We start from the raw sequence: 14290 nt of genomic DNA, 5'->3' as shown, positions 1-14290 counted from the left end.
CGGCGACGGGTCGGGCGGCCGCGCCGGGGTCACTCGCAGATCCGCCAGCTCCCGTCCTCCTTGACCAGGCGGTACGCCTGGGTCTCCGAGGTCCCGCTCGCCGGGTTGAAGCGAACGCTCGCCGAGCCGCTCACCTGCCCGTTGTTGTTGGTGACGTTCAGGCCGACGATCTCGTAGCCGGTCAGCGCGGGCCGGGCGGACTGCTGGCGCACGAACTCCTCCCTGCTGACCCGGTCCCGCACCGGGCGGCAGAGCTGCCCGTACGCGGTCGGGTAGTCGCGGGCGACCAGCGCGCCGGCGAAGGTGTCCACGGTGGTCCGGGCCGGGCCGGTGGCCTCTCGCACGGCGTGGTAGATCGCGAAGCCGCCGATGACGCCGCCCACGCAGCAGAGCGCGAGCACCACACCGACGACGATGAGCACGGTCCTTGTCGTGTTCGACTTCCGGGGCGGCACCATGGCCGGCTGGTACGTCATGCCCGGAGGGTAGGCGGGGCCCGCCACCACCCGATAAACGAGATGATCCGGGCGGACCGGCTCGTTCACCATCGACGGATGCCCCAGCATCGACCGGCGGAGCCGGACATCCAGCGTTACTACACCGAGGTCTTCGTCGAGGCGGACCGGCTGCACCGGACCGCGCAGGGCCGGCTCGAGGCGAGGCGTACCCGGGACCTGCTCGCCCGGCTGCTGCCCGCGCCGCCGGCGGCGGTGCTCGACGTGGGCGGCGGCACCGGGGCGTACGCGGGCTGGCTGGCCTCGGCCGGTCACCGGGTGCACCTGGTCGACCTGGTGCCGGCGCACGTGGCCGCCGCCCGGGCGGCGTACCCGCGGCTCACCGCGACCGTCGGGGACGCCCGCGAGCTGCCGCTGCCCGACGACTCGGTCGACGCGACCCTGCTGCTCGGGCCGCTCTACCACCTGACCGCCGAGGCGGACCGGGTGACCGCGCTGCGCGAGGCGGCCCGGCTGACCCGACCCGGCGGGCCGGTGGTCGCGGCGGTGATCAGCCGCAACGCGGCGCTGCTCGACCTGACCGCGAAGGGCCTGGTGGACGCGCGCAGCCGGCCGCTCCTGCACCGGGCGTACGCCACCGGGGTGAACGACCCGGAGACCGGCTTCACCACCGCGTACTTCCACCGGCCCGAGCAGGTGGTGGCGGAGTTCACCGCGGCCGGCCTGCCGGCGCCGGCCCTGTACGGGGTGGAGGGTCCGCTCTGGCCGTTGCTGAACGCGCTCGACACCGCCCCGGACGACCGGCTCTTCGCCGACGCGGTCGCCTGCGCGGAGGCGTTCGAGCGGGATCCGGCGGTGCTCGGCGCCAGCTCCCACCTGCTCGCGGTCGCGCCGGCACCGGCCTGAACCCTTCGCCGCGAGCGACGCAGCGACGCGCCGCGTACCGAGGGTGACCAGTTGCGGTTCGACATGTTATTCTCCGGCGTCGATCTAGGCCGTGCGGACCCGACCGGGTCGCTGCCGGAAGGACACCTCCCCCAATGCCGGTCGTAGCCGCCACGACCTCGCCGCCCGGTCCGCTGGACCGGCCGGCCGGCAGCGCGTTCACCCTGATCTTCACCACCCTGCCGGCGCTGCTGCGGCTGACCTGCGGCCTGGCCGGCGCGGTGGTGGCCCTGGCGGTGCGGACCCCGCCCGTGCGGGTGGCGCTGCTGGCACCGGTGGTCGCGGTGCTGACCGCCTGGTCCGTCTGGTACGCGGTCCGCGCGCTGCGGCACGGCATCGGCCCGGCCCTGGTGGCCGGCGACGTCGCGCTCACCACGGTGGCCGCGGCGGCGATTCCCTGGCTGGTCGCGCCCGAGGTGCTGCCCGGCGAGGGGAGCTGGATCGCGGTGCTCGCCAGCACCACGGTGATCAACGCGCAGGCCACCGCCCCGGCCCGCTGGTCGGTCCCGGCCGCGCTGCTGGTCATCGCCGGGTACGTCGGGGGCGCGGCCGCCGCCGGCAACCCGGTCGAGGCGCGCGGGCACGCCGCCACCCTGCTGGTGCAGACGGCCTGCACGGCGATGACGACCGCGGTGATGCGCCAGCGGATCGGGCGGGCGGACGCCGCCTTCGCCGACTACCACCGGCTGGCCCGCGCGGCGATGGTGGCGCGGACCGCCCGCGAGGCCGAGCGGCGGCAGAACCGGGACCTGCACGACACCGTGCTCGCCACGCTGACCATGGTCGGGCTCGGCGCGGTGTCCGGACCGTCGGCCGCGCTCCGCGAGCGGTGCGCGGCGGACCTGCGTACCCTCGCCGCCCTGGCCGACGCGCGCACGACGCCGGCCGCCGGCCCGGTGGCGCTGGACGACCGGCTGCGGGCGGTCCTCGCGCGGACGCCGGAGCTCACGCTGCGACCACGTCAGCGCGGCGCGTCTCGCGCCGCGCCGCGAGCTGACACCGTCGCCGCGACCCTGGAGCCGTGCACGGTGCCGGCGGAGGTCGCCGACGCGCTCGCCGACAGCGCGGCCGCCGCGCTGGCCAACGTGGCCCGGCACGCGCCGGGCGCGTCCGCCGAGCTGCGCCTGACCCGGATCGCGGGCACCGTCGTGGTCGAGGTGAGCGACGACGGCCCCGGCTTCGACCCGGCCACGGTCCCGGCCCACCGGTACGGGCTGCGCGAGTCCATTCACGGGCGGATGTCCACGGTGGGCGGCCGGGCAGTGGTGACTTCCGCCCCTGGCGCCGGCACCCGGATCCGGTTGGAGTGGCCAGGTGTCCACTGAATCCGGCACGGCGCTGAGCGCCGGCGCGCGCGGCCCGGCGCTCCGTCGCCCGACCCGGCGACGCGGCACGCCCGGACCGGCCCCGGCCACGATGGCGGCCCCGTCGGCGGCGAGCGCGGTGGCGCACGCCTCCGACCGGGGCGCCCGGATCGCCGCGACCACCATCGCACTGGCCTGGCACCTGGCGATCAGCCTGCCGGCGGTGCTCGACGCCGGGCCCGGGATGGCCGCCCCGGCCGTGGTCACGGTGGGCTGGCTGGTGACCGCAGCGGTCGGCGTCGGGGCCGGCGTACGCCTGCTGCGCGACGGGCTGCCGCCGGCCCGGCGGCTGGCGGCGGTGCTGCTGGTGGTCGACGTGGCGGTCTTCGCGGCGGCGGGCGAGCGGTACCTGTTCACCACCGCGAACTGGGTGTGGGACGGGCTGGCCTGGTTCTTCCTGCTGGTGCTCTGGCGACGGCCGGTGTGGTGGCTGCTCGCGCTGCTCGGCGCGCACGGGGCGATCGCGCTCGGCGCGGTGCTCGGCTCCGACGCCACCGCCCCCGCCGACCTCGCCCGGTACGCGATGTACGTCTACGGCACCTCGTCGCTGCCGGTGGCGGTCTTCGCCGGCGCGGCGGCGATCGCCGCGCTGGCGCGGGAGCGGGCCGGCACCGCCGAGGCGGCCCTGGCCATGACGGCGGAGCGGGACGCGGCGGAACGGGCCCGCCGGGACCGGCAGGCCCGGCTCGGCCTGGTCAGCGGCACCGCCGAGGAGGTGCTCGCGGCCCTCGCCGCCGGCGACGCCGACCCGGCCGACCCGGAGGTACGCCGCCGCTGCGTGCTGGCCGCGGCCCGGCTGCGCCGGCTGATCGCCGAGTCGGACGACGTGCCGGACCCGCTGCTGCACGAGCTGCGCGCCGCCGCCGACCTGGCGGAACGGAACGGCCCGCCGATCGACCTGGTCGCCCTCGGCACCCCGCCGGAGCTGCCCGTCGAGGTACGCCGGCGGCTGGCCGACCCGCTCACCACGGCGCTCGCCGACGCCCGCGGCTGGGCCCGGCTGACCGTGGTCGCCGGGCCGGACGAGGTGGTGGTCAGCCTGGTCACCCCCGACCACGACGGGCCGGACGCCACCGGCCCGCCCGAGGTGGACGGGAGCGGGCCGGTGGAACACGTGCACGAGCGGAACGGGGAGATCAGATGGACGCAGACCCGGTGGCGGAGGACGTGACCGGCGACCAGCCGATCGGGGTGGCGATCGTGGACGACCATCCGGTGGTGATCGACGGCGTACGCGCCTGGCTGGCCACCGAGCGGCGGCTGCGGGTACTGGCCACGGGGGACGATCCGGACGAGGTGCTGCGGCTCGCCCCGAGCGCCGACGTCGTCCTGCTCGACCTGCGGCTGCACGGGCGGATGGTGATCGACAAGCTGGCCGAGCTGAGCGCGGCCGGGCGCCGCGTGGTGGTCTACTCCGAGCACACCGACCCGGACACCATGCTGGCCGCGCTGGACGCCGGGGCGGTGGCGTTCCTCGCCAAGCACGAGGGACGCGAACACTGCGTGGCGACCGTGCTCGCCGCGGCGACCGACCGGCCGTACGTGTCGCCGACGCTGGCCGGGGCGATGGTGGGCGACCCCCGGCCGGACCGGCCGGCGCTGTCCGACAAGGAACGCGAGGCGCTGCTGCTGTGGTTCCAGTCCATGTCGAAGGCGTCGGTGGCCCGCCGGATGCGGATCAGCGAGCACACCGTGAAGCAGTACGTGGACCGGGCGCGGATCAAGTACACCCGGGCGGGTCGACCGGCCGCCACGAAGGCGGCGCTGCTCGCCCGGGCGATCGAGGATGGGCTCGTCCGGCCGGAGGAGATCGGCATCTACCGGTCACAGGCTCAGACCGACCGGCCGACCCCCTAACGGGTGTCATGACAGTCACTGTGGCGTAGGCCACGCTCGACGTACCGCAACCGTCCCCCGGGAGGTCGTGACCGTGCAGGAGGACGCCGCTCCCTTCTTCATCGGGCCGCACCGCTTCGACGCGGATGACGACACCGCCCGGCCCGTGCTCGACCGGCGGTACGCGCTGGTCCCCGAACCGGGTGAGCAGGTGCTCGCGCAGCACCGGCTGCAGGTGACCGGGCACCTGCTCGGCCCCACCGAGAGCGACCGGGCCTGGAGCCTCCCCGGTCCGGCGACGGTGACGGTGACCGACCGGCGGCTCGCGTACGTCTGCACCGGATCGGAGCTGTCCCTGGTCCCCGGGCGGGACGGCCGGACGGGCGCCCGGCACCGGCGCCCGGTCCGGCTGTCCCGCCTGGTCAGCGGCCAGATCCGCTGGCAGTGGCCGTCCCGGCTGGAGCTGGTCGACGACCCGGACGGCGCGGTCGAGCTGCGGGTGGTCTGCGACGCGCTGCGCACGATCCGGCAGCCGGCCCTCGCCCTGGGTGGCCCGGCCGCCCTGGTCACCGCGCTGGCCCGCCAGGTACGCCGCTCGGTGGCCGCGTTCCGGCTGGTCCACCCCGAACTGGTGGACCTCTCCCCGCCGGAGCGGGACACCCTGCTGACCCGGGTGAGCGCGGTGCCCGGCCCGGCCCGGGGCGCGGTGACCCTGCCGGGGTCGCTGCCGGTGGAGTTCCTGTCCCGCGACGACTACTACCGTCCGGCCGAGGAGGAGACGTTCGACTGGCCGCGCCAGGTGTCCCCGGCGCGCGGCCGGCCCGGCTCGGCCTGCTGACCCTGCCGCCGGGCAGGTTGATCCGCGCGGCTTGCGGTATGTCGCGGTGTCCTGGTCCGGGGATGCCCCGGCCTGCGGCAACCGGGGTCGATCAGGCCGCGGGGCGACCAGCCGGAGCGCGGGTGGTCAGCCGGCCAGGGCGAGGGTGGGCCGGGTCCGGGCACGCAACCGGCGCAGCATCCGCGCGTCGGTGAAGCCGACCGCCCGGGCCGCCGCCTCCACGGTGCTGCCGTGCCCGATCAGGTGCTCGGCCCGCTCCACCCGCAGCAGTTGCTGGTAGCCGAGCGGGGTCAGCCCGGTGGCCTGCCGGAACAGCCGGCTCAGGGTGCGCTCGGCGACCCCGCAGGCGGCGGCCAGGTCGGCCAGCGGCAGCGGTTCGGCGTAGCGCGCGTCGATCAGGTCCTGCGCCCGGTGCACCGCCTCGGACAGGTGCGAGCGGTGCCGCATCATCGCGCTGGCCTGCTGCTCGTGGCCGTTGCGTCGGGCGTACACCACCAGGGCGCGGGCGATCCGGGCGGCCGCCGCCGGCCCGTGCCGGGTGGCGACCAGGTGCAGCGCCACGTCGATCCCGCTGGCGATGCCGGCCGAGCTGACCACCCGGTCGTCGACCACGTAGAGCACGTCGCGGACCACCCGGGCCGCCCGGTGCCGCCGGGCCAGCTCGTCCTGCACCTCGTGGTGGGTGGTGCAGCGCCGCCCGTCGAGCAGCCCGGCCCGGCCGAGCGCGAACGCCCCGGCGCAGACGCTCGCCACGGTGCCGCCGGCCGCGTGGTGGCCGGCCAGCCGCCGCAGGTCCGCCGGGCCGACCGGGCCCGCGGGGCCGTGCGCGGACACCCGCCACCCGGGTACGACCACCAGGTCCTCGCGATCCAGCGCGGGCCACTCGGTGTCGGCCCGCAGGGTCACCCCCTGCACGGTCGGCACCTCGGGGGTGGCCGCGACGTAGTGCAGCCGGTAGTCGTACCCGATGTCGGCGGCGGCGGAGAAGACCTGGGCCGGCCCGGCGAGGTCCAGCAGGTGCACCTGCGGGACGAGCAGGAACACGACCCGGGCCATCGGGTCAGGCTCCGACTGGGACGGCGGTCACCTCGGCAACGGTACGCACGGTGGCGAACCGGCCGGCCAGGGCGTACTCGGTCCGGGCGATCATGTCCGCGGTGGACAGGGTGCGCGGGTCGGCGAGGATCTGCTCCAGGGTGGCGTCCGCCGGCAGGTCCCGGTGCGGGGTGGGGAAGGTGACCGTCGCGTCGGTCACGAAGGTCATCTCGTAGCCGAGGTCGCAGCCGACCCGGGTGGTGGTCTCCACGCACTGCTCGGTGCGGATGCCGCAGACGGTGAGCTCGCGGATCCCGGCGAGGGTCAGGATCTGCTGGAGGTTGGTGGTGGTGAACGCGTTGTGCGCGGTCTTCACCAGCGTCGGCTCCCCGGCGGCCGGGGCCAGGCCCTCGATCGGCCGGACGTGCCCGCTGGCCGGGTCGAAGACGCCACCGCTGCCCGGCTCGGCGTGCAGGACCCAGACCACCAGGTCACCCCGGCGGCGGGCCGCGTCGACGAGCCGGTTCACCTGGTCGACGATGTCCGGCTGCGAGGCGTACGCCCAGATCGGGCGCTGCCGGAAGGACTCCTGGACGTCGATGACGACGAGTGCTGCTCTGCTCATGGCCTCGATCCTTGCCGGGCGGGCGCCGGGTGGGCAGGCACCATCAGGACCGGATGCGGAACGATCCGGTCAGGCGGCGGGAGCGCGGCGGCCCGGGCGGTCCAGCTCGGCCGCCTCCTCCGGAGTGGGCGCGGTGCCGCCCAGGTGGGCCGGCTGCCACCAGGCGTCCTCCGGGCCGGCGGGCTGCTCCGGGTACTCCCGCTGGGCCCGGTCGACCAGCGCGGCCAGCCGACTCCTCAGCTCGGCGGTCAGGCCGTTGGCGTCGGCGTACGCGGCCGGGTCCATCGGCTCGCCGATCAGGATGGTGATGGGGGTGTGCCGCCGGGTCAGGGTGCGCGGCCGGCCCTTGGTCCAGAGCCGCTGGGTGCCCCAGAGGGCGACCGGCAGCAGCGGCACGCCGGCCTCCTGGGCCATCCGGGCGGCCCCGTTCTTGAGCTCCTTGACGGTGAACGACCGGCTGATGGTCGCCTCCGGGAAGACGCCGACCACCTCTCCGCGGCGCAGCGCGCTCACCGCCGTGGCGTACGACCCCGCCCCGGCCGCCCGGTTGACCGGGATGTGCTTCATGCCCCGCATCAGGGGGCCGGAGACCTTGTGCCGGAAGACGGAGTCCTTGGCCATGAACCGGACCAGGCGCCGGGACTCGTGCGCGCCGTACCCGCAGAAGATGAAGTCCAGGTAGCTCACGTGGTTGCTGGCCAGCACGGCGCCGCCCGTACGCGGCACGTGGTGGCTGCCTTTGACGGTCAGCCGCAGGTCGAGGACCCGGAACATCGTCTTGGCGAGGGCGATCACGGGCGGGTACACGAGTTCCGACATCCGGCAACTTTACCCCGAGTAGGTTACGCAACCGTAGGGGCGAATGCCGCCCTCGGCGCCCTCCTTCTGCCTGCGGCAGAGCGGCTCGCGGTGACCTCCGCCGAGCGGCCACCATGGCCGGATGACGGAACGCGCGGTGCTGCTCTGGATCCACGGCGGCGGCTGGCGGGGCCGGTACCACGAGGACGGCGCGGCGCTGGCCCCGCTCGGGTTGCGGGTGGTCGCGGCGACCTACCGGTTCGTGGACGAGGCCCGCTGGCCGGCCCAGCTCGACGACGTACGCGCGGCGGCCCGGTCGGCCCGCGCCGTGGCGGGCGGGCTGCCGCTGCTGGTCGGCGGCGACTCGGCCGGCGGGATGCTCGCCCTGCACCTCGCCCTGCGCGGGGTGGACCGGCCCGGCGACGTGGCGGCGGGGCTGGCGTACTGGGCGCCGCACGACCCGCTCGATCCGGAGTACCGGCGGCTGCGCGCCGACGACGACCCGTGGGCCGGCCTGCTCGGCCACCCGCCGGCCGCGGGCGACCCGGCCACCGTCGACGCGACGGTCGCCAGCCACCTCGGCTCCGGCGTGCCAGTGCTGCTGGTCCACGGCCGGGAGGACGGGTCGGTGCCGGCCGGCCAGTCGCTCGACCTCGCGCGCCGGCTGCTCGCCGCCGGGCATCCGGTGCACACCTGGCTCACCGACGGCGGGCACGCCCTCGACCTGGCCCGACCGGACATCCGGGCGGTCACCGCCGCGTTCCTGGACACCGTCCTGCCGCCCGGCTGAGCCGACTACGGTCAGGGCATGCCCGACCTCGCCGCCGTCGTCATCCACTGCCGCGACCCGTACCTGCTCGCCCCGTTCTGGAGCGCGGTCACCGGGCTGCCGGTGGTCGAGGAGGACCGGGTGAAGCTCGCCGAGCGGTCCCTCGGCCCGACCGAGGCGGTGCTGCTGCGGGACGCCGCTGGGCACCGGCCGGACATCTGGATCAGTCCCGCCGACGACCTGCCCGGCCCCGGCCGGATCCACCTCGACCTGGTCGGGGACGCCGAGGAGCGGGCCGCCGTGCTGGAGGCGGGCGCGACCGTGGTCCGCGAGCTGCCCCGGTGGACCGTGCTGGCCGACCCGGAGGGCAACGAGTTCTGCCTGCTCCCCCGCACCGAGGCGCACGCCGACCCGCTGTTGCCCGGGCACTGAGCGGGCGGTGGCGCCGCCGACCCGGGGGTCGACGGCGCCACGGAACCCGGCCGCCTCAGCCGGCGGCGAGGTTGTGCATGTCCATCCGCCCCCGGGCGAACGCGTCCACCCGGCCCCACCGGCCCGGGATGTCCAGCACCTCGATCCGGCCCATGCCCACCGGTAGCCGCGGGTCGACCGCCAGGTGCCCCTCGTGCGGCTCCAGGCCCAGCATGGTCCGGATCAGCAGCAGCGGGGTCCCCGTGGACCAGGCCTGCGGGCTGCACGCGGTGGGGTACTCCACCGGGAACTTGGTCAGCTCCCGCGGGTACCCGCCGAACGCTTCCGGCAGCCGGCCGTCGAAGTACCTCGCCGCGTCCAGGATGCCGCTGGCGATGGTGGCGGCCTCCTCGGAAAAGCCGTACCGGCGCAGGCCCCAGGCGATGAAGGAGTTGTCGAACGGCCAGATCGTGCCGTTGTGGTAGCCGATCGGGTTGTAGCGGACCTCGCCCTCGGCCAGGGTGCGGACCCCCCAGCCGGAGAAGAGCCGGGGCCCGACCAGGTGCTCGGCGATCCGCGGCGCCCGGTCGTCCTCGACGATGCCGCTCCACAGCAGGTGCCCGATGTTGGAACTGAGCACGTCGCACAGCCGGCCGTTCGGGTCCATGCCGAGGGCGTAGTACCCGCCGTCCTCCACCCACCAGTCCCGGTTGAACCGCTCCTTCAGCGCCGCGGCCTCCCGTTCCAGCTGGTCGGCGTACGCCGGGTCGTCCCAGCACTCCCGGGCCAGCCGGGCGGCCCGCATCTTCGCGTCGTATGCGTACCCCTGCACCTCACAGGTGGCCCGGGGGAACGGCGGCAGCATGCCGTCGCGGTACGAGATGGAGTCCCAGGAGTCCTTCCAGCACTGGTTCTCCAGGCCGGTGTCGGTGTTGCGGCGCTCGTACCAGACGTAGCCGTTGCCCACCAGGTCGGCGTAGTCGTCGACCCACTTCAGCGCCGCCCGGCACTCCCGTTCCAGCTCCTTGACCAGCGCGACGTCGCCGGTCCACTTCTCGTACTCGTCGAGCAGCACCACGAACAGCGGGGTGGCGTCCACCGAGCCGTAGTACGGCGAGTGCGGCTGTTCCTCGAACGCGGCGGTCTCGCCGTACCGCATCTCGTGCAGGATCCGGCCCGGGTCCTCGTCCCGGAAGTCGTCGAACCGGGTGCCCTGCAACGCGCCGAGGATCCGCAGCGTGGTCTTGGACATGTCCGGCGCGAACGGCAGCACCTGGAGGCAGGTCAGAATGCTGTCCCGGCCGAACATGGTCATGAACCAGGGCAGGCCGGCCGCCGGCAACGTCTGCCCGCCGAGGGAGAGCGGCGAGAACCGCAACGCCGCCAGGTCGATCAGACTCCGGCGGTAGGTGGAGGCCAGCTCTGGGTGCTGGCTGTTCACCTTCGGCGCCTTGGCGATCCACTCCTCCAGGTCGCGCTGGAGGGCCACCCGCTCGGTGCCGTGCGCGCGCAGCCCCATCCGCAGGTCCCGGCCGCCCGGGCCGACCGCGAAGGTCTGCACGTCGATGGCGGTTTCCCACTGCTCGTTGGGTTCGAGGTGGATGGTGAAGGCGAAGCCGTCGCGGTCGTACCGGGCCGTCTGGGAGGAGGAGATGACCGTCTCCCGCCGGAAGTTGCCGCGGCGGTAGCCCAACCGCAACCGGTCCAGCTCCACCTCCGTGTAGATCTCGCCCTTCTTGTTCAGGATCTCGTCCTTGACCTGGAAGAGGTCGGCGAAGTCGGAGGCCGCCTCCATCCGTACCTCCAGGTCGACCGGCTTCTCGTCGTGGTTGAGGATGGTCACCGTCTCGCGGAAGCTGCCGCCCACCGCCCGCTCCCGGATGATCGACAGCTTGGCGTCGATGTAGTGGGTGGCCATGCCGGGCACCAGGAAGAACCGGGCCTCGTAGTACTGGAGGTCGTCGTACGACAGGGCGTTGAGCCGCTCGCCGTTGACGGTCAGCACCCAGCGGGACAGGAACCGGGTGTCGATGGAGAAGAGGCCGGTCGGCTCGCTCGGGGTGGCCTCGATGTCGCCGGTGTCCTCGGAGACCACGAAGGTGTTGCCGTCGAGGATCCGGATGGTGTTGGTGTCGGCCATCAGTGTCCCTCCCTCCGGAACGCGTGGTGCGGCCCGCGGGAGTCCGGCGGGCTGGGAAAGAGCCGTTCGACCTGGAGCACCAGGCGCAGGTCGCCCGACACGGTCATGTCGCCCCGCAGGAGGGCCGAGATGGCGTTCTCCTGGCCGGTGACCAGTTCGCCGAAGAGCCGGGGAGCGGTCCCCACCACCGTGTCGGCCTCCCGGTCCTCCTGCCGGACCTGAAGCTTGCCCCGGTCGATGTGCAGCAGCCAGTGCGTCGTGTGTGCCCCTTCGTGCAGATCGAAACGCAGGGTTCCGGCGGTCTTCGCCAGCAGGGGTTCGAACCCCCGCCGGTCGAGGTCCTCGAAGAACCTCGTGGTCGCGTCCACCATCGGTTCCAACTCCTCCCGCGATCCGCGGCGTGCGGCGTCCGAGGAGGGGTCCCCGCCGGGTACGGGGTCAACCTCGCCCGGTTCGGGTGAGTCGCCCGGTCGTTGCGGTGCGGCCGGGGCGGTGACGTCCGACGCGGGCGAGGAGTGGGTGACCCCGTACGGGTCCACGCGGCTGACCCAGGCAACGCGAACGCCGACCCCCGAACCGGGGGCCGGCGTCACCGCGGCGGACAGCTCAGTTGTTGGGTTCGTCGGCGCTGATGTCGGCGAGCACCGACTGGGGTTCCCGCTCGACGGCGAGGTCGCCCATCGAGACCAGCCCCACCAGTCGGCCGTCGTCGACCACGGGCAATCGGCGGACGGCGTACGTCCGCATCAGGTCGGCGGCGGCGACCGCGTCGTCGTACTGGCTCACCGTCACCACGTCCTTGCTGGTGATCTGGTTGAGCTGGGTGGTGCTCGGGTTCAGGTTCTCGGCGACGGCGCGGACCGTGATGTCCCGGTCCGTGATGATGCCGACCACGTTGTCGCCGTCGGTCACCACCACGTCGCCGATCGCGCTGTCGCGCATCTCCTGGGCTGCGGCGGTGAGGGTGTCGTTGCCGTCCATCGTCACCAACCGGGTCGTCATGAACTCTCCGACCGTTGTCATGGTGCTCCCCTCTCGGTGTCGGCACCGCCGTCTACCCGCCGCTCCGGGCGGGGTAACCCGGCCCGGACCGCGGTGGCCGACCGGTGAATCAGGAGCGTGGCGGCATGCCGTAGACCCGCTCGACGTGCAGCCGCAGCACGAGGCGGCGCTCGGCGACCATGGCCCGCCGGAAGTCGGCCCAGTCCGGGTGTTCGCCCTGGACCGTCCGGTAGAGGCCGACGAGTTCCTCGACGGTCGGATCGTCCGGACGCTCGGCCACCGGGGTCAGCTCGGCGCGCGCCTCCGCCACCGCGTACGCCCAGCCGTCCTCGCTGCTGACGTGGAAGCTGGCGCGGGGGTCGCGGCGCAGGTTGGCGGTCTTGGCCCGCCCGTCGGTGACCGAGATCCGGATGACGCCCGGCTCCCGGTCGAACGCGTAGACCACGTTGGACAGCTGCGGCCGGCCGTCCCGCTTGAGCGTGGCGAGGACGCCGAGCCACCGGCTCGCGATGAGATCGGTCAGGGCCTGCTGGGTCTGCTCGTCCGCCATGGCGGCCTCCCGGGTCGACGCGTCGTGGTCGCCTCCATCCCAGCGCACCGCCGGGCCCGCCGCGAGGCGATCGGCCGACCGCGCCGGCACGAGGCCGGACAGCGTGCCGCCTCGGCGGCGTCGAGACGCCCCCGAGGCAGCACCGTCATGCCTGGTTCCGGGTCAGCGGCGCTCGGCGGCGACCAGTTCGGCCAGCTGCACGGCGTTGAGCGCCGCACCCTTGCGCAGGTTGTCGTTGGAGCAGAACAGGGCCAGGCCGTGCGCGACGGTCTCGTCGGCCCGGATCCGCCCGACGTACGTCGGGTCCTGGCCGGCCGCCTGCAGCGGGGTGGGCACGTCCGACAGCGCCACGCCGGGCGCGCCGGCCAGCAGCTCGCGGGCCCGGGCCGGGCTGATCGGCCGGGCGAAACGGGCGTTGATCTGGAGCGAGTGGCCGGTGAAGACCGGCACCCGGACGCAGGTGCCGGAGACCTTCAGCCCGGGGATCTCCAGGATCTTGCGGCTCTCGTTGCGCAGCTTCTGCTCCTCGTCGGTCTCGAAGGAGCCGTCGTCGACGATCGAGCCGGCGAGCGGGAGCACGTTGAACGCGATCGGGCGGGCGAACGAGCGCGGCGCGGGGAACTCCACGACGGACCCGTCGAAGGTCAGCTCGCTGGCGTGCTCGGCCACCTTGCGGACCTGCTCGTCCAGCTCGGCCACGCCGGCCAGCCCGGCGCCGGAGACCGCCTGGTACGTCGAGACCACCAGGCCGACCAGCTCGGCCTCCTGATGCAGCGGGCGCAGCACCGGCATCGCGGCCATGGTGGTGCAGTTCGGGTTGGCCACGATGCCCTTCGGCCGGTCGGCGATGGCGTGCGGGTTGACCTCGGCCACCACCAGCGGCACCTGGGGGTCCATGCGGAACGCGGACGAGTTGTCGATGACGACCGCGCCGGCCTCGGCGACCCGGGGGGCCAGCTCCTTGGCGGTGCCCTTGCCCGCCGAGAAGAGCACGATGTCCAGGCCCCGGTAGTCCGCGGTGGCCGCGTCCTCGACGGTGACCTCGCCGTCCCGCCAGGGAAGGGTGCGCCCGGCGGAGCGGGCCGAGGCGAACAACCGCACCTGCTCCGCCGGGAAGTCGCGCTCCGCCAGCACCCGCCGCATCACGCCACCGACCTGGCCGGTGGCCCCCACAATGCCGATCCTCATGCCCGCGAGGCTACCCAGCCGGGCGGCCCGACCGGGAAGGCTTTCCCACCGCACGGGCCGCCCACCGTCGGTCCGGCCCTCCACCGACGCGGTCGTTCACCTGCAACGACCGCACCGAACGACGGGCCATCGGCGGAGAAACATCGGCCGTGGACCGACCTGGCCGCAGCACCTGCATCCGTGGCCCGGCAGCGCCGCCCTTCCGGACGCGACCGAAATCACACGCCCAGCCCGCCCCGCGCCCCGCGCCCCGCGCCCCGCGCCCCGCGCCCCGCGCCCCGCGCCCCGCGCCCCGCGCCCCGCGCCCCGCGCCCCGCGCCCCGCGCCCCGCGCC

General features: G+C 74.7%; 16 protein-coding genes. 7 read left to right on the top strand and 9 right to left on the bottom strand.

All coding sequences use genetic code 11. The features are described from left to right. Positions 1–29: 29 nt before the first annotated feature. On the bottom strand, positions 30–476 hold the full coding sequence (locus ACGFI9_RS24035) for a hypothetical protein (protein WP_393181122.1): 447 nt from the start codon (positions 474–476) through the stop codon (positions 30–32). 78 nt (positions 477–554) lie between these two features. Here ACGFI9_RS24035 and ACGFI9_RS24030 point away from each other — a divergent pair, with 78 nt between their 5' ends. The 5 genes from ACGFI9_RS24030 (at position 555) to ACGFI9_RS24010 (ending at position 5438) form a co-directional block, all read left to right on the top strand. After that, complete coding sequence (locus tag ACGFI9_RS24030) at positions 555–1361, top strand: class I SAM-dependent methyltransferase (protein WP_393181120.1); 807 nt, start codon at positions 555–557, stop codon at positions 1359–1361. Between the two features lie 134 nt (positions 1362–1495). Further along, a complete protein-coding gene (locus tag ACGFI9_RS24025; RefSeq protein WP_393181118.1) occupies positions 1496–2725 on the top strand; it encodes a sensor histidine kinase in 1230 nt (409 codons plus the stop codon). A 91-nt stretch (positions 2726–2816) separates the two neighbouring features. Next, a complete protein-coding gene (locus ACGFI9_RS24020) occupies positions 2817–3935 on the top strand; it encodes a hypothetical protein (RefSeq protein WP_393181263.1) in 1119 nt (372 codons plus the stop codon). Then, positions 3905–4621, top strand: coding sequence for a response regulator (locus tag ACGFI9_RS24015; protein ID WP_393181116.1), 717 nt, complete (start codon positions 3905–3907; stop codon positions 4619–4621). The genes ACGFI9_RS24020 and ACGFI9_RS24015 overlap by 31 nt, the downstream gene beginning before the upstream one ends. 73 nt (positions 4622–4694) lie before the next feature. After that, the gene (locus tag ACGFI9_RS24010) at positions 4695–5438 is read left to right on the top strand and encodes a hypothetical protein (protein ID WP_393181262.1); all 744 of its coding nucleotides are present in this window, start codon (positions 4695–4697) and stop codon (positions 5436–5438) included. A gap of 126 nt (positions 5439–5564) precedes the next feature. Here ACGFI9_RS24010 and ACGFI9_RS24005 read toward each other — a convergent pair whose 3' ends face one another. From ACGFI9_RS24005 to ACGFI9_RS23995, 3 genes are all read right to left on the bottom strand, one after another. Continuing rightward, positions 5565–6494, bottom strand: a complete 930-nt coding sequence (locus ACGFI9_RS24005) for a GlxA family transcriptional regulator (RefSeq protein WP_393181114.1) — start codon at positions 6492–6494, stop codon at positions 5565–5567. Positions 6495–6498: 4 nt separating this feature from the next. Then, the gene (locus ACGFI9_RS24000) at positions 6499–7098 is read right to left on the bottom strand and encodes an isochorismatase family protein (RefSeq protein WP_393181112.1); all 600 of its coding nucleotides are present in this window, start codon (positions 7096–7098) and stop codon (positions 6499–6501) included. Positions 7099–7167: 69 nt separating this feature from the next. Next, positions 7168–7917, bottom strand: coding sequence for a lysophospholipid acyltransferase family protein (locus ACGFI9_RS23995; protein WP_393181111.1), 750 nt, complete (start codon positions 7915–7917; stop codon positions 7168–7170). Between the two features lie 121 nt (positions 7918–8038). On the opposite strand from ACGFI9_RS23995, the gene ACGFI9_RS23990 reads away from it, so the two are divergent. Then, positions 8039–8686 carry an alpha/beta hydrolase gene (locus tag ACGFI9_RS23990; protein WP_393181109.1) on the top strand — a complete coding sequence of 216 codons (648 nt, stop codon included), beginning with the start codon at positions 8039–8041 and terminating at the stop codon, positions 8684–8686. A gap of 18 nt (positions 8687–8704) precedes the next feature. Beyond that, positions 8705–9097: a VOC family protein gene (locus tag ACGFI9_RS23985; RefSeq protein ID WP_393181107.1), complete on the top strand. Its 393-nt coding sequence runs from the start codon at positions 8705–8707 to the stop codon at positions 9095–9097. A 55-nt stretch (positions 9098–9152) separates the two neighbouring features. On the opposite strand, the gene ACGFI9_RS23980 is transcribed toward ACGFI9_RS23985, so the two are convergent. The 5 genes from ACGFI9_RS23980 to ACGFI9_RS23960 form a co-directional block, all read right to left on the bottom strand. Further along, positions 9153–11216 (bottom strand): glycogen debranching N-terminal domain-containing protein, encoded by a 2064-nt coding sequence (locus ACGFI9_RS23980; RefSeq protein WP_393181106.1) that lies wholly within the window; start codon positions 11214–11216, stop codon positions 9153–9155. Then, a complete protein-coding gene (locus ACGFI9_RS23975) occupies positions 11216–11587 on the bottom strand; it encodes an SCP2 sterol-binding domain-containing protein (protein ID WP_393181104.1) in 372 nt (123 codons plus the stop codon). The genes ACGFI9_RS23980 and ACGFI9_RS23975 overlap by 1 nt, the downstream gene beginning before the upstream one ends. Positions 11588–11822: 235 nt before the next feature. Then, the gene (locus tag ACGFI9_RS23970; protein ID WP_393181102.1) at positions 11823–12239 is read right to left on the bottom strand and encodes a CBS domain-containing protein; all 417 of its coding nucleotides are present in this window, start codon (positions 12237–12239) and stop codon (positions 11823–11825) included. Positions 12240–12327: 88 nt separating this feature from the next. Further along, positions 12328–12768 carry a PPOX class F420-dependent oxidoreductase gene (locus ACGFI9_RS23965; RefSeq protein ID WP_393181100.1) on the bottom strand — a complete coding sequence of 147 codons (441 nt, stop codon included), beginning with the start codon at positions 12766–12768 and terminating at the stop codon, positions 12328–12330. A 162-nt stretch (positions 12769–12930) separates the two neighbouring features. After that, a complete protein-coding gene (locus ACGFI9_RS23960; RefSeq protein WP_393181098.1) occupies positions 12931–13956 on the bottom strand; it encodes an aspartate-semialdehyde dehydrogenase in 1026 nt (341 codons plus the stop codon). Positions 13957–14290: the final 334 nt, after the last annotated feature.

Source organism: Micromonospora sp. NPDC048930 (assembly GCF_043197935.1).
GTDB lineage: Bacteria > Actinomycetota > Actinomycetes > Mycobacteriales > Micromonosporaceae > Micromonospora.
This window is presented reverse-complemented; position numbering and strand designations above follow the sequence as displayed.